Below are 18,328 nucleotides of genomic sequence, written 5' to 3' on the forward strand. Positions count from 1 at the left end.
CTCTGACACCAGCAATTAGATTCTCGGGTCAAGCCCGAGAATGACGCCTATTTCGTTACCTTCTCCAGCCAGTCGACCAGCGCCTGGCGGTCCTCAGCGCTGCCGATTGTCTGCTCGGGCATCTTGGTGCCGGGCGTGTAGGCGTTGGGGCCGATCTCGAAGAGCTTCGCCACCGTCTCCTTGGTCCAGACGATGTCCATCGTCCTGAAGGCCTCGGAGTAGGCGTAGCCCGGCGCGCTGGCGATGCGGCGGCCGAAGATGCCGTGCAGCGTCGGCCCGGCGCGGTTGCCGTCGGACGGCGTTAGCGTGTGACAGGCGGCGCAGGCGCGGAAGACCTGCGCGCCACGCTCGCCGTTGAAGGCGGCGAGTACATCGGCCCCGGCGCGCGGCACGACCGTGCCGATATGCTCGCCGGTGACGGCGTTCCAGCGGCGCACGAGACGGTCGGCGCCGCCCGACAGGATCTGGCGGCCATCCGGCAGGAAGGCGAGCGACCAGACCGGCAGCCCCGGCCCGACCAGCGTCGCGCGGATCCGGCGTGCGGCCCGGTCGACCAGCGCGACCTGGCCGCGCAGGCCACCCGTTGCGAGGGTCGTGCCGTCGGCCGAGAGCGCCAGCGCGATCAGCGGCGTCTCGCCCACGGCCACCTCCCCGCGCGCCTCGCCATCCGGTGCGAACAGACGCAGCCGCCCATCCGCCGCCGCGACGGCGATCTCGCCATCGGCGGCGACGACGACCCCGTTGAGCGGCGCGGGCAGCGTGACGATCCGGGGTGCGCCGGCGTCGGCCGGCCAGATCCGCAGCGTCGCGTCATAGCCGGCTGTGACGAGGCCGCCGCCGGGCAGGAATGCGACGCCGTTGACCGGCCCCTGATGGCCCTCGAAAGCGAGCGCGGCGCCGCCTTCGCGCGTCGTAACCCGCGCCGTCCCGTCCCAGGAGGCGGAGGCGATGCGGCGCCCGTCGGCCGAGACCGCCAGCGCGGCCACGGGCCCCTTATGGCCTTCGATGACCTCGGCCGGTTCGGCCGCCGCCCCGCGCCAGAGCGCGATGCGCCCATCCTCGGCGCCGGTGGCGAAGCCGAGGCCCGGCACGGCCGCGACCGCGTTCACCGCGCCCTCATGGAAGCGCAGCACGGCCTCCGCCGTGCCACCCGACAGGCTCCATAGGATGGCCGACTGGTCGAAGGAGCCGGTCATGGCGCTCGCGCCATCGGGTGCGACCGCGATGGCGCGCACCGGCCCGCCATGGCCGCGCAGTTCCTGGGCAGCAGCTGGATCGGCAAGGCAAAGAAGGACGAAGAGAGGCTTCAGGACAGATCGCATCCACCCATCATGCCGGCTCCCGGGCGCCGTGACAAAGCGGCCAGTTGCCCCGGTGCGACCGCCCATCCTATGAAGCTGCGCCCCTGCAACCGGGTCCCGCCATGACCGCCACGCCTCTCAATCTCCGCGGCCTGAAATGCCCCCTGCCGGCGCTGCGGGTCCGCAAGGCGCTGAAGGGGGCCGTGCCCGGTACGCTGTTCCTGGTCGAATGCACCGATCCGATGGCGGCCATCGACATTCCCAACCTGATGCGCGAAACCGGGGATGCGATCGAGGAGAGCCGCAGCGACGGCGACCTGCTCGTCTTCCACATCCGCAAGGCGCCGGCCTGAACCGCGCCGATAGGAGTTCAGCCCTTGGCCCTCACCCAAGCCGATATCCTGCGCGCGCTCGAACTGGTGAAGCTGCCGGCCAGCGGCCAGTCGCTCTCCGCCTCGGGCCGCGTCGCCGACATCCTGATCGACGGCGGCAAGGTGATCTTCGCCATCGGCATCGACCCGACCGAAGCCGCAGCCATGGAGCCGGTGCGCAAGGCGGCCGAAAGCGCGGTGTCGGGCCTGCCCGGCGTGAGCCAGGTCCTGGTTGGGCTGACCGCTGATAAGGCGCCCAGCTCGGCCGCCGCGCAGGCGCGCCAGCAGGCGCAGCGTCCCACTCCCGGTGCGGGGCCTGGTGGCCCGACGCCGAAGGCGGCCGGCGTGCCGGGCGTGAAGCAGATCATCGCGGTCGCCTCGGGCAAGGGCGGTGTCGGCAAGTCGACCACCACCGCGAACCTGTCGGTGGCCCTGGCGACGCTCGGCCTCAAGGTCGGCGTGCTCGATGCCGACATCTACGGCCCCTCGGTGCCGAAGATCTTCGGCATCACCGGCAAGCCGCGGCTGGTCTCCGGGCGGACGCTGGCGCCGATGGAGGCCTATGGGCTGAAGATCATGTCGATCGGCTTCCTGATCGACGAGGAAACGCCGATGATCTGGCGCGGCCCGATGGTGATCTCGGCCATCACCCAGATGCTGCGCGAGGTCGCCTGGGGCGAGCTCGACGTGCTCGTCGTCGACATGCCGCCCGGCACCGGCGACGCGCAGCTGACCATGGCGCAGCAGACGCCGCTGGCCGGCGCCGTCATCGTCTCGACGCCGCAGGATCTGGCGCTGCTCGATGCGCGCCGCGGCGTCGCGATGTTCAAGAAGGTCGAGGTGCCGATCCTCGGCATCGTCGAGAACATGAGCTATTTCATCTGCCCGGAATGCGGCACGCGCTCGGACATCTTCGCTCATGGCGGGGCGCGGCATGAAGCGGAACGCCTCGGCGTGCCTTTCCTCGGCGAGGTGCCGCTGGCCATGCCGATCCGCGAAACGTCCGACTCAGGCCGGCCGATCGTCGCGAGCGATCCGGATTCAGCCCATGCAAAGGCCTATCTCGCGATCGCGCGGCAGGTGATGGCGTCGATGGCCGGAGGCGCCGCCAAGGCCGCGCCACGGATCGTCATCGAGTGAGGGAGGGGCCCTTTAGGGGCCACCTCGACGCCATTCTCGGGCGCAGCGAAGCGCGCACCCGAGAATTTCAGGACGGTAAAGCGCCAGGCCTGCCGCGGCACGAGATGCTCGGGTCAAGCCCGAGCATGTCGGCCTGGTTCGGGCGCCACTTCAGCCGCTCAGAGCCGGACGCCGCCGGTCGTGAAGGCGACGTCGACGGGCTTCTGGAAGTAGTCGTTCAGCACAAGGCTCGCGCCGAAGGCGAGGATGGCGGAGACGGCGATGGCGGCGACGAACGACTTCATGATCTTCCCCCGAAAGGCGACACGGCAGCGATAAGCCGCTCTTATACTGGACAGATAGCGAAGGACAGCGGGGGGTTCAAGCCGGTGGCAGGGTGGCGAAAAGCCGCTCGGCCTCGTCCAGATCCTCGGGCCTGTTGGCGTTGAAGAAGGGATCGACCGGATCGACCGGCCACTCCGCGCTGGCGCAGCCATGGCGGGCGGTCCAGCGGTCGATCTTGCGCTCGTCCTCGACCGTCAGCGCGTGACGCAAATCCGCGCGCAACGACACTGGCCAGAGCCCGATCACCGGATGCGTCCAGCCGCCGGACGCCGCGCAGGCGAGCGGGACGTTCTCCGCCTCCCGCGCCGCATGGAGGCGGGCGACGAGATCACGCGGGATGAAGGGCGTGTCAGCGGCGACGCTCAGGAGCCATTCGGTCTCGGGCCGATGGGCCGCCATCCAGTCGAGCCCGGCGAGGATGCCGGCGAGCGGCCCGGCGAAATCGGGCACGCTGTCGGCGACCACCGGCAGGCCGTAATCCGCGAAGCGGGCGGGATCGCCATTGGCGTTGACCAGCAGGCGATCGCATTGGGGCGCCAGGCGCTCGATGACATGGGCGAGAATGCTGCGGCCCGCGATGGTCCGCAGCGGCTTGTCACCGCCGCCCATGCGGCGCGCGAGGCCGCCGGCGAGGAGGAGGCCGAGGGTGGGGGGCATCACGACGCAATTCCCTGCAGGCGACGCATTTCCTGGGCGACAGCCTCGGCATCGGCGATGCCGATGAAGCGGTCCCTGATCATGTCAGGACCGCTGTCACTGGGAGGCGCCGGTCGATCCAGAAAAATGACGCTTCCAATCGGCTTACCGCTGTTTTCAACCTCGACCGAGCGGATCGCAGCGAGACGAGCATCTGTCACTGCGCTTCCTTCCACGATGATCGCTCGGCGGTCGGTCAGGAGGTACGTCAGCTCCCTCGCGCGCCGAAATCGAACTGCCGGCCAGCTCATAGCAAGCACACCGCACGCTGCGAGGAACGCGCAGAACACCGGAACGACCATGCCGACGCCACTCCAGCGTCCTTCCCGAAAGGATTGAGCTGCAATAAGCCCCGCAACAACAATCCCCCCTGAGCCAACCAGCAGCGCCACCCACGCCTGTCTCTGACCGTAGCGCCAAGGATCAGGCCGACCCCACCAGATTGCCTGCTCGCCGGGATCAAGCAAATGCGTGGGACACGGCAAATCCGCTCGGGGCGCAAGGCGGTTCAATCGTCGCCCCCCGCCCCCTTGCGGCGGCTTTTCCCGCCCTCTTCCTCGACCGTGTCCGGGTCCTGGTCGAAGACGATGTTCTGCTCGCCGGCGAGCGCGACGAAGCGCTTGCCGCGAGCCCGGCCGATCAGGGTGAGGCCTGCCTTGCGCGCCAGTTCGACGCCCCATTCGGTGAAGCCCGAGCGCGAGACCAGAACGGGGATGCCCATGCGAACGGTCTTGATCACCATCTCGGAGGTCAGGCGGCCAGTGGTGTAAAAGATCATCTTCGCAGGATCGACATTGTGCCGGAACATCCAGCCGGCGACCTTGTCGACGGCGTTGTGGCGGCCGACATCCTCCATATAGACCAAGGGCCTGTCGCCTTCGCAGAGCACGCAGCCATGGATGGCGCCGGCCTCGAGATAGAGCGAGGGCGTGGTGTTGATCTTCTTCGTCAGCGCATAGAGCCAGCTGGTGCGAAGTTCCGCCTTGGGCAGTTCGATCTCGTCGATCGCTTCCATCAGGTCGCCGAAGGCGGTGCCCTGGGCGCAGCCCGAGGTCAGCGTCTTCTTCTTCAGCTTCTCCTCGAAATTGGTGCGCTCCGGCGTGCGGACGACCACGACCTCGAGCTCCTCGTCATAATCGACGGCATCGACCACATCGCCGCGCTTGAGCATGTTCTGGTTCAGGAGATAGCCCAGCGCCAGCGCGTCGGGATGGTCGCCGATCGTCATCATCGTGACGATCTCCTGGGCGTTGAGATAGAGCGTCAGCGCGCGCTCGGTGACGACGCGGGTCTCGACGGTCGCGCCGGTCTGGTCGATGCCGGAGACGGTGGCGCCGAGGCGGGACGCCTGAGGGTCGGGCCTCACGAGGTAATCGTCGAGGAAGCTCATATCCTGTGGCATCCCGCCCCTCCGCTCAGGCGGCCACGCGCGCGACGCCGAGCCCCCAGGCCTCGACCGCCTCGGCCTGAGCCGGCAGCTCCGACCAGTCCTCTCCCGCAAAGTCGCGGAATGCGGGCAGCATGTCGCGCCGGACAGCGATCAGGACAGGCAGGCCCGCGAGCAGCGCCGCGGCGATTTCCTGCCGCAACCCCTGGCCCAGCACCTCCTGCCGGCCGAACTTGTTGACGATGACGAGATCGGTCTCGCCCGCCAGCGCCGCGCCCAGCGCACCGCCGGCGGCCGCGAGCCCGCCTGCGTCGAGCCGACAGCCGGTCGCGCCGGCGCCACGGTTCTCGCTGATCGGGAAACGCGCGCCGCTGGCGAGATCCTCGAGCTCCATCGAGAGGCAGCCGCTGTCGCAGGCGCCGTCATTGTGCTGGACGACGCCGCCGAGACGTAAGCCCCGCGCCTTCAGCCGCTGGGCGGTGTCGGCCATGAACCGATCGATGGGGAAACCCGACGAATAGGGAATGACGGCCATCAGCATCAGGACCTCTTCCCATGAAAAGGGGGCTGCCACCAGTGGACATTCGCCGCAGGGGAAGCGGACGCCTCGCGGCGAGAAGCGGACCCAGTGTTGCGCCGGCCCTACAGTCTCGCCCGCTGGGGACGGCTACGGTTGAGGCACATCCTCCCGGCGCTCTCCGGCAGAGGCTCTCCCTCGGTTCGCGTTCCATGCCCCGTCACCTCGCCCCACCCCCGCTCGACCCGGCTGCCGACGCCGCGCTGCTGCTGCGCCGCATCGCCTTCGGCACGCTCGCGTTGCTGCTGCCGATCGCCTCGCTGGTCTCGCGCCGCGCCGCGGTCGTGCTGGCGCCGATCGGCGTGGTGCTGCTGGTGATCGCGGCGCTGATCGAGGACCCGCGTGCGTTCGCGACGATGTTCCGCCGCTCGCTGCTGAGCCTGCCGGCGTTGATGCTGGTCGGCCTCGTCGGCTGGGCCGTGCTCTCGCTGGTCTGGAGCCCCTACACGGTCTCGGCGACCGAGAAGGCGGCCAATCTCGTGCTGGCCGTCCTGCTCGGCTTCCTCGGCAATGCGGCCCTGCCCGAGCGGATGCGTGCCTCGAACCTGAACCTGGCCCCGCTGGGCGCGGGCGTGGCCGGCGCCTTCGCTCTGGCGCTGATCGTCGTGGCCGCGCTGCGCCATGCCGAGGCGGAAGCGGGCAGCGTCGAGCGCGGCATCAGCGTGATCCTGATCATGGCCTGGCCCGCCCTGGCCTGGCTCCTGTCGCGCGAGCGGGGCCTGAGCGCGGTCGGGCTAGCGGTCGTGGTCGGGCTGCTCTCGCTGACCCGTTTCGAGGATGGCGAGGCCGTCGCGATGATCTGCGGCGCCGTCGCCTTCGGCGCGGTCAGCGCCAGCCGCGAGAAGGCCTCGGCCCTGATCGCGGCAGCGATCGCCGGGCTGATGCTGCTGGCGCCGATCCTGCCCTTCCTGCTGATTCCGATCGCCGCGCGGCTGCCGGAGAGCGGGATCGTCCAGTCGCTCGCGACCTGGGCCGATGTCGTCAGCGGCGCACCGATCCAGCTCGTCACCGGCCATGGACTCGACACCGTGCTGCGCGGGCGCCTGACCGGCGCACTGCCGCCCGCGACCCCGACGACGCTGCTCTTCGAGACCTGGTACGAGCTCGGCCTCGTCGGCGCGGGCGCCGCCGCCTTCTGCCTCTATGTCGCGATCCGGGCCGCAGGGCGGATGCCGAGCGCGCTCGCGGCCGGCGGTGTCGCGGCCTTCACCACGGCGTTCGCTCTTTCGGCACTCGGCTTTGCGACACTGCAGCCCTGGTGGCTGATGACGCTGACCGCGGTCGTGCTGATGTTCGGTGCCATCGCGCGCGGCCAGTACCGCACGGACCGGCCCGTCGCGCCGCTGCTCAAGCCCGCCGGCACGACGCGCCCGAAGGCCGGCACGTCCGCCTGATCGCGATCAGGCTGCCGCCTCGCGCGCGGCCTGCACGGCATGGCAGGCCACGCCGTCGATCACGGGCGGGTTCTCCACCCGGCAACGATCGAAGACGAGCGGGCAGCGTGGGTGGAAGGTGCAGCCCGAAGGCGGCGCGATCGGGTTCGGGATCTCGCCCTTCACCGATTGGCGGACCTTGCCGACCATCGCCACGTCGGGCACCGCGTCCAGCAGCATGCGCGTATAAGGGTGGCGCGGCGCGGCGAAGAGCTGCCGCCCTTCCGACACCTCGACGAGGCGGCCGAGATACATCACGCCGATGCGGCTTGCCATGTGCCGGACCACGGCGAGGTTGTGCGAGATGAAAAGATAGGTCAGCCCCAGCCGCTCCTGCAGGTCGCGCATCAGGTTCAGGATCTGGGCCTGGACCGAGACGTCGAGCGCCGAGGTCGGCTCGTCGCAGACGATGAACTCGGCGTCCGAGGCGAGCGCGCGGGCGATCGCGATGCGCTGGCGCTGGCCGCCTGAAAACTCGTGCGGGAATTTCGTGCGGTCGTCGGGGTGCAGGCCGACCAGCGTCAGCAATTCGCCGACGCGGTCGGTGATCGCGGCCTCGCCCTCGATCAGGCTGAAGGCGCGGATCGGCTCGGCGATGATGCGCCCGACGCGCCAGCGCGGATTGAGCGAGGCGTAGGGATCCTGGAAGATCATCTGGATGCGCCGGCGCAGACGCTGGCGCTCATCGGCCGCGGCCGCATCGCTCATCGAGACGCCGTCGATCGTGACCGTGCCGGCCGAGGGAGGCAGCAGGCCGACGACCATGCGAGCCACGGTCGATTTGCCCGAGCCGGATTCGCCGACGAGCGCGAAGGTCTCGCCCTTGCGGATGTCGAAGGAAACGCCGTCGACCGCCTTCAGGAACTGGCGCGGCGCGCGCTCGATGACGCGGTTGAGCCAGGGCTTCGAGACGTCGAAGACGCGCTTCAGGTCGCGGACCTCGACCAGCGCGGCGGGATCGGCGGTCATGCGGCGACCTCGCTTTCGGTGGGCGTGTCGTAGAGATGGCAGGCGACCTTGCGGCTGCCGACCGCAATCAGTTCCGGCCGCTCGGTCCGGCAACGGTCGAAGGCCTGGGCACAGCGCGGGTTGAAGGCGCAGCCGGGCGGGATGGCCGAGAGCCGCGGCATAGAGCCAGGGATCTGCACGAGCCGCGTGGTCTCGCCCTCGAGCGAAGGGATCGCCCCCATCAACCCCTTCGCATAGGGGTGGAGCGGCTCCTTCACAACGTCGCGCACGGGGCCGATCTCGGCGATGCGCCCGGCATACATCACCGCGACGCGATCGGCCGTCTCGGCGATGACGCCCATGTCGTGGGTGACGAGCATGACCGAGGTGCCGCGCTCCCGGCAGAGCGCCTTGATCAACGCGATGATCTGCGCCTGCACGGAGACGTCGAGCGCGGTGGTCGGCTCGTCGGCGATGATGAACTCGGGCTCGGCGCAGAGCGCGAGTGCGATGACGACACGCTGACGCATGCCGCCGGAGAATTCGTGCGGGTAGCTGTCGATGCGCTTTTCGGGGGCGGGGATGCCGACCTCGTCGAGCAGAGCGATGGCGCGGGCGCGGGCCTGGGCGGCATCGAGGTCGGTGTGGACGCGGATCGTCTCGATCAGCTGCTCGCTGATCCGGTAGAGCGGGTTCAAGCTGGTTAGCGGATCCTGGAAGATCATGCCGATGCGCTTGCCGCGGACCTTGCGCATCGCCTCATCGGGCAGGTTGTCGATGCGCTCGCCCGACAGCCGAACCTCGCCGCCGGCGATACGGCCTGGCGGGTCGATCAGGCCGATGATGGCCGAGCCGGTGACGGATTTGCCGGCCCCGGATTCGCCGACGACGCCCAGCACCTCGCCGCGCGCGACGTCGAAGGAGATGCGGTCGAGCGCGCGCAGCGTGCCGCGGCGGGTGACGAACTCGACCGTGAGGTCACGGACGGAGAGGATGGGGGCGGCGTCTTCAGGCGGCATCGCGCTCATCTCAGCTTCGGGTTGAGCGCGTCGCGCAGCCAGTCGCCGAACAGGTTGATCGACAGAGCGAGCAGGACCAGCACCAGCGAGGGAAACAGCAGGATCCACCACTCGCCAGAGAATAGATATTGCTGGCCGAAGCGGATCAGCGTGCCGAGCGAGGGCTGGGTCGGCGGCATACCGACGCCGAGGAAGGAGAGCGTCGCCTCCTCGATGACGGCGAGCGCCAGATTGATCGTGGCGATCACCAGCACGGGCCCGGCGACATTGGGCAGGACGTGCTTGAGCATCACCGGCCAAGCCTTGAGCCCGATCAGCCGGGCCGCATCGACATAGACCTTGTTCTTCTCGACCAGCGTCGAGCCGCGCACGGTGCGGGCATATTGCGCCCAGTTCGACAGGCCGATGGCGACGACGAGGACGAGCAGCGTCATCTGCTCCTGCAGCGCCGGCGGAATCAGGCCGCGGGCCACGCCGAAGACCAGAAGCGCAACCAGGATCGCCGGAAAGGAGAGTTGCACGTCGGCGACGCGCATGATCAGCGCCTCGGTGCGGCCGCCGACATAGCCGGCGACGAGGCCCAGGCCCACGCCGATGACGAGCGAGAACAGCACGGAGGCCGCGCCCACCAGCAGGGAGACGCGCGAGCCGTAGAGAATGGCGGAGAAGATGTCCCGACCCTGCGAATCCGAGCCCAGCCAGAAGACCTTGCCGGTAATCTCATTGGGCACCATCGGCTGCGAGAAGCCGTCCGACAGGTCGAGCGAGGCGGGGTCGAACGGGTCGTAAGGCGCGATCAGCGGCGCCGCGACCGCCGCCAGCACGAGCAGCAGCGCCAGAAGCGTCGCCACGACCGTCACCGGCGAGGAGCGGAAGGAGTAGGCGATGTCGGAATCCCAGAGCCTCGCGAGACGTCCGGGCGGCTTAGGGGAAGCTGGCATGCTGGTCATGACGTGAACCTCGCTGTCACTTCGCCATTGCCGGATTGCCCGTCCGCAGGCGCGGATCGAGCGCGACATAGACGAGATCGACCAGGAGCGAGGTCAGCACGAAGACGAAGGCGACGAAGAGGAGATAGGCCGACATCACCGGCACATCGACGAACTGGACCGCGTTGACGAAGAGCGCCCCCAACCCCGGCCACTGGAACACCGTCTCGGTGACGATAGCGAAGGCGATGACGCCGCCGAGCTGGACGCCGGCAATGGTGATGACCGGGATCAGCGTGTTGCGCAGCGCATGGCGGAACTCGATGCGCCGTTCGGGAATGCCGCGCGCCCGGGCGAAGCGGATGAAGTCGGCCCGCATCACCTCCAGCATCTCGGAGCGGACGAGCCGCATGATCAGGGTGAGCTGCAGGAAGCCGAGGGTCAGTACGGGCAGCACCAGCGATTTCAGCCCGCTGGTCGTCAGCAAACCGGTCGTCCACCAGCCGATCGCGACCGTGTCGCCGCGGCCGAAGGAGGGCAGCCAGCGCAATTCGACGGCAAAGATGTAGATCAGGCCGATGCCGATCAGGAAGGTCGGCAGGCTGACGCCGATCAGGGAGAGCGACATCACGACATTGGCCAGCCAGCCGTCGCGCCGGATGGCGGCATAGACCCCGAGCGCGATGCCGGCGACGAAGGCGAAGATCGCCGAGAGCACAGCGAGTTCGACCGTCGCCGGCAGCCGCTCCAGGATCAGCGTCGAGACCTTGCGGCCCTGGCGATAGGAGATGCCGAAATCACCCTGCGCCGCATCCGCGACGAAGCGGGCGAACTGCAGCGGCACGGGATCGTTGAGGCCGAGCCGCTCGGTCAGCTCGGCGCGGTCCTGCAGCGTCGCCTCCTGGCCGAGCATGTTCACGACGGGGTCGCCGACGAAGCGGAACATCGAGAAGGCGATGAAGGCGACCGCCAGCATCACGACGATGCCCTGCATCAGCGAGCGCAGGATGTAGGCGAGCATTGCGAGGCTACCCTCCGAAGGCGGTCGTCACGTCATTCCCACCCTCGGCGTCATCCCGGACGCAGCGCAGCGGAGCTCCGGGATCCATCATAGGGCTGGCCGGTGCTCTATGATGGATCCCGGAGCAGCGCCGCTGACGCGGCTTGTCCGGGATGACGGCAAGGTTCACGAAGCCAGGACGTGAAAGGGACTACGAGCCCTTGAAGCTCACCATCTTCAGCTTCGGGTTGTTGCCGACATCGACCGGGATATCGAGCGAGGTCTTCATCGCGTAGCTGAGCGACTGGTGATGGATCGGCAGGTAGATCGTCTCGTCCTTCAGCCGCGCCCAGAGCTTGGCGATGGTCGCGTCGCGCTTGGGGATATCGACCTCCTGCGAGAGCGACTGGATCATGGTGTCGACCTCGGCGTTCTTGAAGCCGGTGGCGTTCCAGGAGCCCTGCGAGCCCGTGCGCGAGTGGTACATGTAGGAGAAGATGTAGTCGGAATCATAGGTTGGGACGCCCCAGCCGACGAGGTAGAACTCGGTCTCCGGCGGGTTCTTCTGGATCAGGTTGAAGTGGATCGACTTGGACTGCGAGACGAGGTTCACCTTCACGCCGATCTGGCCGAACATGCCCACCGCCGCCTGGCAGATGCCCTCGTCATTGACGTAGCGGTCATTGGGGCAGTGCAGCGTCACCGAGAAGCCGTTGGGATAGCCCGCTTCCGCCAGCAGGGCCTTGGCCTTGGCGTTGTCGACCGCCGGGAAGGAGTCCAGCTCCTTGGTCCAGCCATTGACGAAGGGCGGCATGATCACGCCCGTCGGCACCGACTCGCCGCGCATGACGACGCGCTGGATCGCCGGCCGGTTGATTGCCATGTTCAGGGCCTGGCGCACCTTCTTGTCGGCGAAGGGGTTCTTGCCCTGGACATCGTCGCCCTTGAGGTCGGCGGAAGCGACGTCCATGCCGAAGAAAATGGTGCGGTTCTCGGCGCCGGAGTTCACGCGCAGGTTCTGCTGGTTCTTGAGGCGCGCGATGTCCTGCACCGGCACGTCCTGGACGAAGTCGACCTCGCCCGAGAGCAGCGCCGCGACGCGGGTCGCGTCCTGCTTGATCGGAACCAGCGTCAGCTCGGTGATCTCGAGCGGGACCTTGGCCTTGTTCCAGTACGCGTCGTTGCGCTTCAGCACCGTCTTCACGTCGGCCTCGCGCGAGACGAGGGTGAAGGGGCCGGTGCCGTTGGCGTTGCGGACGGCGAAGTTCTCTTCCTTGTTCTTGAAATCCTGCGCCTTGACGGCGTTGTTCTTCTCCGCCCAGGCCTTGCTCATGATGCGGATCGAGGAGGTGTTGTTGACCAGGAGCGGGTTCGGTCCCTTGGTCTTGATGCGCACCGTCAGGTCGTCGACCTTCGAGACCTTCTCGACCGAGGTGAGATAGCCCTTGAAGTCCGAGGTCGGCTGCATGGCGCGCTCATAGGAGAACACCACGTCGTCGGCGGTGAAGGGCGCGCCGTCATGGAACTTGACGCCCGATTCCAGCTTGAATTCCCAGGTCGTCGGGTCGTCGGGCAGGACCCGCCAGGACGAGGCCAGCAGCGGCAGCAGCTTGCCGGCATGGTCCCGCTCGGTCAGGCTTTCATAGATGTGCTGGTTGAGCGAGGTGGTCGGCCCCTCGTTCTGGCCATGGGGATCGATCGTCAGGGCGTCGCCGGCGGCGGCCCATTTCAGGGGGCGGGCCTCGGCCGCGCCCAGCGCCAGCAGCGAAACCCCGAGCAATGCGGCCGCAAGGCCGAACACACGCGCCTTCATCAAGTCACCCTCCCATGCAGGCGCCCCGCGGCGCCCGAAAGACAGGGATGCTAGAGGCAGGCCGCGCGCGAGTCACGGGTCTCCTGCGCGGCGGACGCATGGCGCAGGGCAGAGCCTGCACAATTTTCCGTCATCTGCCGCGCCGGGACTGCTAGCGCGAGAGATCCGCGATCAGCTTGCGCACGAACTGCGTGCCGGCGTCGAGCTGCGCCAGAGTGATGAACTCGTCGGGCTGGTGGGCCTGGGCGATGTCGCCGGGGCCGCAGACCACGGTCGACCAGCCGGCGCGCTGGAACAGGCCACCCTCCGTGCCATAGGCGACGACATGGCGGCCATTGTCGCCGGTCAGCCGGCGGCAGAGTTCCTCGGCCGCACCGCTCTCCTCCGGGCCCATCGCGGGAGTGTCGGAGGTGATGACGAAGTCGATGCCGGTCTCGGGCGCGATCGCCTGCATCTGCGCTTCCAGTGCCGCGACCTCGGCGCGATAGCGCTGCTCGTAGGTCTCGAAGGTTTCACCCGGGATGCAGCGGACCTCATGGGTGAACATGCAGTGCTCGGCCGTGATGTTGACCGCCGTCCCACCCTGAACGACGCCGACATGCAGGGTCGTATAGGGCGGCTCGAACCCGTTGCCCGGCGTGGTGCGGGCCTTGTTCTCGGCCATCACCTGGTTGTGCCAGTCGATCAGGCGCCCGGCGATCATCACCGCGGGAACGCCGACATCGACGCGGCTGGAATGGACGGCGTGACCGCGCACGGTCGTCTTCATGCGCAGACCGCCCTTATGACCGGTGACGACCTGCATCATCGAGGGCTCGCCGACGACGACGGCGGCGGGCTTCAAGCCATCCTCCACCATCGCCTTGATGAGGACGCGCGCGCCCTGGCAGCCGACCTCCTCGTCATAGGACAGGGCGATGTGGATCGGCCGCTGCAACGGGACGGCCAGCATCTCCGGGACGAGCGCCAGCGCGATGGCATCGAAGCCCTTCATGTCACAGGTGCCGCGGCCGAAGAGCTTGCCGTCGCGCTCGGTCAGCGTCCACGGATCGGAACTCCAGTCCTGCCCCGCCACCGGTACGACGTCGGTATGGCCGGACAGAACGACGCCGCCCTCCCGCTTCGGGCCGATCGTGGCGTAGAGGTTGGCCTTGTCGCCCTCGGCATTGAACGCCAGCGTGCTCTCGACGCCCAGGCCGGCGAGATAGTCGCGGCAGAAATGAATCAGCTCGAGATTGCTGCGCTGCGACTCCGTGTTGAACGACACCAGCTTCGCGAGCATCTCCTTGGGCGTGAACGGTGCGGGCGTCATGGTCACGGGCGGTTCTCCAGAAAAGCGGCCCGAGGCAGGTTTCGTGCCGCGGCGCATCATTCGGCTGTCCTGATATATTGTGTAAGGCTCCTCGCCCCGCCTGCCAACGCCGCGTTTCCGTGAGCCGCAAAGCGCCCCTATAAGGGTGCGACGAAGCAAGAGGCGCCTTCATGAACTTCGACGTGACACTGCCCGACATCCAGGCCGCCGCGGCGCGCATCGCCGGCAAGATCCGGCGGACCCCAACCTATTACAGCGCGGGGCTCTCGGCGCGGCTCGGCGTCGAGACGGTTGTCAAGGTCGAGAGCCTGCAGCTCGGCGGCTCGTTCAAGGTGCGCGGCTGCTTCAACAAGCTGATGGGGCTGAGCGACCGGGAGCTGGCGCGCGGGGTCGTCACGGTGTCCGGCGGCAACCACGCCATCGCGGTGGCGCTGGTAGCCAAGTCGATGGGCTGCCGCGCGCTGGTGCTGATGCCGCAGAACGCCGCCACTTTCAATGTCGAGATGGCCCGCTCGCTGGGGGCTGAGATCGAGCTCTGTGCCGACTCGATCGAGGCCTTCGCCAGGGCCGAGGACTACGCCGCCCAGGGCATGACCCATGTCCACTCCTATGACGATCCGGCGATCATCGCCGGCCATGGCTCGCTCGGGCTGGAGATGAACAACGATGCCGGCGGGCGGCTGGACCATGTCTTCATCTCGATCGGCGGCGGCGGCTTCGCGGCCGGCGTCGGCGCGGCGATGAAGGGGCTCGACCCGGTGCTGCGCATCCATGGCGTCGAGACGGAAGGCGCGACCGCCATGACGCAGGCGCTCGAGGCTGGCAAGCCCGTGCCGATCAGGCCGACCTCGATCGCGCGCACGCTCGGCGCGCCCTTTGCGACCGAGCGGACCATGGCGGCCGCGCGCCAGTTCATCGAGGACATCGTGATCGTGCCCGACGCGGAGGCGGTGCGCGAGATCGGCTGGGTGCTGCAGAACGGGCGCGTGCTGCTGGAGCCGGCGGCCTCCTGCGTCGTCGCCGCGGCGCTGGCGTGCAAGGAGATGTTCAAGCCCGGCGAGCGCGTCGGCCTCGTGCTCTGCGGCTCGAATGTCGCGCTCGACGACATCGCCGCCTGGCGGACACAGTTCGGAGTCTGAGGCGGGCGCGAGGAACTGCGGGAGGCCTGACGCCGACGCGCGGCTGGGTCGCAGATCAGAGCCTTGACGCTGCCGCGCGTTCGGGTTTCTGGAGAAGCAGGGCGCGCCCTGCCGCCATCGCGGAAGGGCTCCACCGGCTAGGAATGCGCGATGACGATCCTCGACCACGAGACGCAGCCGCAGGACAAATGGCGCGACGGCGTGATGACGCAGATGCGGGTTTCTGCGCTGGTGCAGAGCCGGCAGCTCTGCATCTTCGAGCAGTTCTGCGATCCGGGCCTCGGCGCACCGATGCATCTGCATGCAGTCGAGGAGGTGCTCGAGATCATGGCCGGCACCGCCGAGATCTATCTGCGCGACGAGACGATGGTCGTCACCGCCAACCAGTCCGTGCTGGTGCCCGCAGGCGCCCGCCATGGCTTCAAGAACATCGGCACCGGCGTACTGCATGTGCGCGCGACGCTGGCGGCGGCGATCTTCGAAGCCTCCTATGACGACCGCAACGAGTTATCCCGCCGCTACGTCCCCGCCGACGCCTAACCCGGCGCTCTTTACCCCCCGGCCCGCCCCGCGGGCCATCGCTGCCCTCTCCGAGGATCGACCATGCCCAACGCCTCCCTCATCGCCGCCATCCATCCCGAGCTCACGGCCATCCGCCGCGACCTGCATCGCCATCCCGAACTGATGTACGACGTGCATCGCACGGCCGGCGTCGTCGCCGAGAAGCTGAAGGCCTGGGGCGTGGACGAGGTCGTGACCGGCATCGGCCAGACCGGCGTCGTCGGCGTGATCAAGGGCCGCAACCAGGGCTCGGGCAAGGTGATCGCGATGCGCGCCGACATGGACGCGCTGCCGATCCACGAGGAAACAAACCTGGAGCACCGCTCGACCGTGCCGGGCAAGATGCACGCCTGCGGCCATGACGGGCACACCGCCATGCTGCTGGGCGCCGCCAAGTACCTCGCCGAGACGCGCGATTTCGACGGAACCGCGGTGGTGATCTTCCAGCCCGCGGAGGAAGGCGGCGCCGGCGCCAAGGCGATGATCGATGACGGGCTGATGACCCGCTTCGGCATCCAGGAGGTCTACGGCATGCACAACAAGCCGGGCCTGGCCGTCGGCCAGTTCGACGTGCGCAAGGGCCCGACGATGGCCGCTGCCGACCGCATCCACATCAAGATCGAGGGCAAGGGCGGCCATGCCGCGGCTCCCCACCGGGTCAACGACCCGATCGTCGCCGCCTGCCAGCTGGTGACCGCACTGCAGACGATCTCGTCGCGCAATGCCGACCCGCTGGATTCCATCGTGGTGTCCGTCACCGCGATCAATGCCGGCGAGGCCTTCAACGTCATCCCGCAGACCGTCGAGCTCAAGGGCTCGGTGCGGACGCTGACGCCGCAGATGCGCGAGCTCGCCGAGAAGCGCATCAAGGAGGTCACCGCCGGCATCATGGGCGCCTTCGGGATGAGCGTCGTCTGCGACTATCTCCATGGCTACCCGGTGACCTTCAACCATGCGGAGCAGGCCGAGTTCGTGGTCGGCACGATCGAGGCGGCCTTCGGCGAGGGCAAGGTCGACACCACCGTGCCGCCGACGATGGGCTCGGAGGATTTCTCCTACATGCTCGAGGAGCGCCCCGGCGCCTTCATCAACATCGGCAATGGCGAGTCGGCCGGCCTGCATCACCCGGCCTATGAGTTCAACGACGAGGTCATCCCGGTCGGCGTGACCTACTGGGCGAATCTCGTCGAGACCGCGATGCCGGCCAAGGTCTGAAGGGCGCCCGCCTCATGCACGACATCGATTGCCTGGTGATCGGGGCCGGCGTTGTCGGCCTCGCGACGGCGCGGGCGCTGGCGCTGGCCGGGCGCGAGGTCGTGATCGCGGAAGCCGCGGACGGCATCGGCACACAGACGTCGGCGCGCAACAGCGAGGTCATCCATGCGGGGATCTATTATCCGCCGGGCTCGCTGAAGGCGAAGGTCTGCGTCGAGGGGCGCCAGCGCCTCTATGCCTATCTCGGTGAGCGCGGATTGCCTCACAAGGCCTGCGGCAAGCTGATCGTCGCCACCAGCGCCGCGCAGAAGCCGGCGCTGGAGACGATCATGGCCCGTGCCCAGGCCTCGGGCGTCGACAGCCTGCGCTGGCTCGATGCCGCGGAGGCCCAGGCGAGAGAGCCGGAAGTCCGTTGCGAGATCGCGCTGCTCTCGCCCGACACCGGCGTGGTCGACAGCCACGCCTTCATGCTCTCGCTGCTCGGCGAATGCGAGGCGGCCGGCGGATCGCTGGCGCTCAACACGCCGATCGCCGGATGGCGCCGCGAGGCCGACGGCTTCAGCGTCGATTTCGGCGGCGAGGAGCCTGCGACCTATACCGTCAGGACGATCGTGAATTCGGCCGGCCATGGCGCGCCGAAGCTTCTCGGCACGCTGGAGGGGTTCCCGCCCGAGCATGTGCCGGTGCAGCACTACGCCAAGGGCAATTATTTCGCGCTGCTCGGCAAGCAGCCCTTCTCGCATCTGGTCTACCCGGTGCCCGAGGCGGCGGGCTTAGGCATCCACGCGACGATCGACATGGGCGGGCGGGTCAAGTTCGGCCCCGATGTCGAATGGGTCCAGCACGATCAGGACCTCGTTGTCGATCCGCAGCGGGCCGAGAAGTTCTACGCCGCGATCCGGACCTATTGGCCGGCCCTGCCCGACGGCGCGCTCGTCGCCGACTATGCCGGCATCCGCCCCAAGCTGCACGGCCCGACCGAGCCGATGCCGGATTTCCGCATCGACGGCGCGCAAGTCCATGGCGTGGACGGGCTGGTCAACCTTTTGGGCATCGAGAGCCCGGGGCTGACCAGTTCGCTGGCGATCGCGGAGATGGTGGTGGAGCGGCTTGCGGCATAGCGGACGTCATGCTCGGGCGAAAACCCGAGCATCTCAGGCCGA

Annotated in this window: 19 protein-coding genes; 7 read left to right on the forward strand and 12 right to left on the reverse strand. The window is 68.4% G+C overall.

The window, feature by feature from the left end; translation table 11 throughout:
* Positions 1–47 precede the first annotated feature (47 nt).
* Positions 48–1,322, reverse strand: coding sequence for a c-type cytochrome (locus tag ABIE41_RS23410; RefSeq protein WP_192642600.1), 1,275 nt, complete (start codon positions 1,320–1,322; stop codon positions 48–50).
* A gap of 101 nt (positions 1,323–1,423) precedes the next feature.
* On the opposite strand from ABIE41_RS23410, the gene ABIE41_RS23415 reads away from it, so the two are divergent.
* Positions 1,424–1,654 carry a sulfurtransferase TusA family protein gene (locus ABIE41_RS23415; protein WP_192642601.1) on the forward strand — a complete coding sequence of 77 codons (231 nt, stop codon included), beginning with the start codon at positions 1,424–1,426 and terminating at the stop codon, positions 1,652–1,654.
* Between the two features lie 24 nt (positions 1,655–1,678).
* Positions 1,679–2,812 (forward strand): Mrp/NBP35 family ATP-binding protein, encoded by a 1,134-nt coding sequence (locus tag ABIE41_RS23420; RefSeq protein ID WP_192642602.1) that lies wholly within the window; start codon positions 1,679–1,681, stop codon positions 2,810–2,812.
* A 158-nt stretch (positions 2,813–2,970) separates the two neighbouring features.
* Here ABIE41_RS23420 and ABIE41_RS23425 read toward each other — a convergent pair whose 3' ends face one another.
* The 5 genes from ABIE41_RS23425 to ABIE41_RS23445 all read right to left on the reverse strand — a co-directional run bounded on the left by ABIE41_RS23425 (position 2,971) and on the right by ABIE41_RS23445 (position 5,760).
* Positions 2,971–3,096, reverse strand: coding sequence for a hypothetical protein (locus ABIE41_RS23425; RefSeq protein WP_354193252.1), 126 nt, complete (start codon positions 3,094–3,096; stop codon positions 2,971–2,973).
* 76 nt (positions 3,097–3,172) lie between these two features.
* The gene (mobA, locus tag ABIE41_RS23430) at positions 3,173–3,793 is read right to left on the reverse strand and encodes a molybdenum cofactor guanylyltransferase MobA (protein ID WP_192642603.1); all 621 of its coding nucleotides are present in this window, start codon (positions 3,791–3,793) and stop codon (positions 3,173–3,175) included.
* Entirely contained in the window at positions 3,793–4,224 is a 432-nt protein-coding gene (locus ABIE41_RS23435) for a hypothetical protein (RefSeq protein WP_192642604.1), read from the reverse strand. Before ABIE41_RS23435 ends, mobA begins: the two co-directional genes overlap by 1 nt.
* Before the next feature lie 116 nt (positions 4,225–4,340).
* The gene (locus ABIE41_RS23440) at positions 4,341–5,234 is read right to left on the reverse strand and encodes a formate dehydrogenase accessory sulfurtransferase FdhD (protein ID WP_354193254.1); all 894 of its coding nucleotides are present in this window, start codon (positions 5,232–5,234) and stop codon (positions 4,341–4,343) included.
* A 13-nt stretch (positions 5,235–5,247) separates the two neighbouring features.
* A complete protein-coding gene (locus ABIE41_RS23445; protein ID WP_192642605.1) occupies positions 5,248–5,760 on the reverse strand; it encodes a DUF2478 domain-containing protein in 513 nt (170 codons plus the stop codon).
* Positions 5,761–5,948: 188 nt separating this feature from the next.
* Between ABIE41_RS23445 and ABIE41_RS23450 the strand changes: the two genes are divergently transcribed.
* Complete coding sequence (locus ABIE41_RS23450; protein WP_192642606.1) at positions 5,949–7,190, forward strand: peptide ABC transporter permease; 1,242 nt, start codon at positions 5,949–5,951, stop codon at positions 7,188–7,190.
* Positions 7,191–7,196: 6 nt separating this feature from the next.
* Here ABIE41_RS23450 and ABIE41_RS23455 read toward each other — a convergent pair whose 3' ends face one another.
* The 6 genes from ABIE41_RS23455 to argE form a co-directional block, all read right to left on the reverse strand.
* The gene (locus ABIE41_RS23455; protein WP_192642607.1) at positions 7,197–8,198 is read right to left on the reverse strand and encodes an ABC transporter ATP-binding protein; all 1,002 of its coding nucleotides are present in this window, start codon (positions 8,196–8,198) and stop codon (positions 7,197–7,199) included.
* Positions 8,195–9,196, reverse strand: a complete 1,002-nt coding sequence (locus tag ABIE41_RS23460) for an ABC transporter ATP-binding protein (protein ID WP_192642608.1) — start codon at positions 9,194–9,196, stop codon at positions 8,195–8,197. Before ABIE41_RS23460 ends, ABIE41_RS23455 begins: the two co-directional genes overlap by 4 nt.
* A gap of 5 nt (positions 9,197–9,201) precedes the next feature.
* A complete protein-coding gene (locus ABIE41_RS23465; RefSeq protein ID WP_192642609.1) occupies positions 9,202–10,146 on the reverse strand; it encodes an ABC transporter permease in 945 nt (314 codons plus the stop codon).
* A 16-nt stretch (positions 10,147–10,162) separates the two neighbouring features.
* The gene (locus ABIE41_RS23470) at positions 10,163–11,146 is read right to left on the reverse strand and encodes an ABC transporter permease (RefSeq protein ID WP_192642610.1); all 984 of its coding nucleotides are present in this window, start codon (positions 11,144–11,146) and stop codon (positions 10,163–10,165) included.
* 190 nt (positions 11,147–11,336) lie between these two features.
* Positions 11,337–12,938, reverse strand: coding sequence for an ABC transporter substrate-binding protein (locus ABIE41_RS23475; RefSeq protein WP_192642611.1), 1,602 nt, complete (start codon positions 12,936–12,938; stop codon positions 11,337–11,339).
* Positions 12,939–13,089: 151 nt separating this feature from the next.
* A complete protein-coding gene (gene argE, locus ABIE41_RS23480; RefSeq protein WP_192642932.1) occupies positions 13,090–14,250 on the reverse strand; it encodes an acetylornithine deacetylase in 1,161 nt (386 codons plus the stop codon).
* Between the two features lie 170 nt (positions 14,251–14,420).
* Between argE and ABIE41_RS23485 the strand changes: the two genes are divergently transcribed.
* The 4 genes from ABIE41_RS23485 (at position 14,421) to ABIE41_RS23500 (ending at position 18,286) form a co-directional block, all read left to right on the forward strand.
* Positions 14,421–15,389, forward strand: coding sequence for a threonine ammonia-lyase (locus ABIE41_RS23485; RefSeq protein WP_192642612.1), 969 nt, complete (start codon positions 14,421–14,423; stop codon positions 15,387–15,389).
* 150 nt (positions 15,390–15,539) lie between these two features.
* On the forward strand, positions 15,540–15,929 hold the full coding sequence (locus ABIE41_RS23490) for a cupin domain-containing protein (RefSeq protein WP_192642613.1): 390 nt from the start codon (positions 15,540–15,542) through the stop codon (positions 15,927–15,929).
* A 63-nt stretch (positions 15,930–15,992) separates the two neighbouring features.
* Positions 15,993–17,165, forward strand: coding sequence for a M20 aminoacylase family protein (locus tag ABIE41_RS23495; RefSeq protein WP_192642614.1), 1,173 nt, complete (start codon positions 15,993–15,995; stop codon positions 17,163–17,165).
* Positions 17,166–17,179: 14 nt separating this feature from the next.
* Positions 17,180–18,286, forward strand: a complete 1,107-nt coding sequence (locus ABIE41_RS23500) for an NAD(P)/FAD-dependent oxidoreductase (protein ID WP_192642615.1) — start codon at positions 17,180–17,182, stop codon at positions 18,284–18,286.
* Positions 18,287–18,328: the final 42 nt, after the last annotated feature.

It is taken from the genome of Bosea sp. OAE506 (assembly GCF_040546595.1).
Classification (GTDB): Bacteria; Pseudomonadota; Alphaproteobacteria; order Rhizobiales; family Beijerinckiaceae; genus Allobosea.

Bases quoted from the DNA above. Each gene is read 5' to 3' on its own strand.
- ABIE41_RS23410 (WP_192642600.1), bottom strand. From the start codon at position 1,322: ATGCGATCTGTCCTGAAGCCTCTCTTCGTCCTTCTTTGCCTTGCCGAT.
- ABIE41_RS23415 (WP_192642601.1), top strand. From the start codon at position 1,424: ATGACCGCCACGCCTCTCAATCTCCGCGGCCTGAAATGCCCCCTGCCG.
- ABIE41_RS23425 (WP_354193252.1), bottom strand. From the start codon at position 3,096: ATGAAGTCGTTCGTCGCCGCCATCGCCGTCTCCGCCATCCTCGCCTTC.
- mobA (WP_192642603.1), bottom strand. From the start codon at position 3,793: ATGCCCCCCACCCTCGGCCTCCTCCTCGCCGGCGGCCTCGCGCGCCGC.
- ABIE41_RS23440 (WP_354193254.1), bottom strand. From the start codon at position 5,234: ATGCCACAGGATATGAGCTTCCTCGACGATTACCTCGTGAGGCCCGAC.
- ABIE41_RS23445 (WP_192642605.1), bottom strand. From the start codon at position 5,760: ATGCTGATGGCCGTCATTCCCTATTCGTCGGGTTTCCCCATCGATCGG.
- ABIE41_RS23450 (WP_192642606.1), top strand. From the start codon at position 5,949: ATGCCCCGTCACCTCGCCCCACCCCCGCTCGACCCGGCTGCCGACGCC.
- ABIE41_RS23455 (WP_192642607.1), bottom strand. From the start codon at position 8,198: ATGACCGCCGATCCCGCCGCGCTGGTCGAGGTCCGCGACCTGAAGCGC.
- ABIE41_RS23460 (WP_192642608.1), bottom strand. From the start codon at position 9,196: ATGCCGCCTGAAGACGCCGCCCCCATCCTCTCCGTCCGTGACCTCACG.
- ABIE41_RS23465 (WP_192642609.1), bottom strand. From the start codon at position 10,146: ATGACCAGCATGCCAGCTTCCCCTAAGCCGCCCGGACGTCTCGCGAGG.
- ABIE41_RS23470 (WP_192642610.1), bottom strand. From the start codon at position 11,146: ATGCTCGCCTACATCCTGCGCTCGCTGATGCAGGGCATCGTCGTGATG.
- ABIE41_RS23475 (WP_192642611.1), bottom strand. From the start codon at position 12,938: ATGAAGGCGCGTGTGTTCGGCCTTGCGGCCGCATTGCTCGGGGTTTCG.
- argE (WP_192642932.1), bottom strand. From the start codon at position 14,250: ATGACGCCCGCACCGTTCACGCCCAAGGAGATGCTCGCGAAGCTGGTG.
- ABIE41_RS23485 (WP_192642612.1), top strand. From the start codon at position 14,421: ATGAACTTCGACGTGACACTGCCCGACATCCAGGCCGCCGCGGCGCGC.
- ABIE41_RS23490 (WP_192642613.1), top strand. From the start codon at position 15,540: ATGACGATCCTCGACCACGAGACGCAGCCGCAGGACAAATGGCGCGAC.
- ABIE41_RS23495 (WP_192642614.1), top strand. From the start codon at position 15,993: ATGCCCAACGCCTCCCTCATCGCCGCCATCCATCCCGAGCTCACGGCC.
- ABIE41_RS23500 (WP_192642615.1), top strand. From the start codon at position 17,180: ATGCACGACATCGATTGCCTGGTGATCGGGGCCGGCGTTGTCGGCCTC.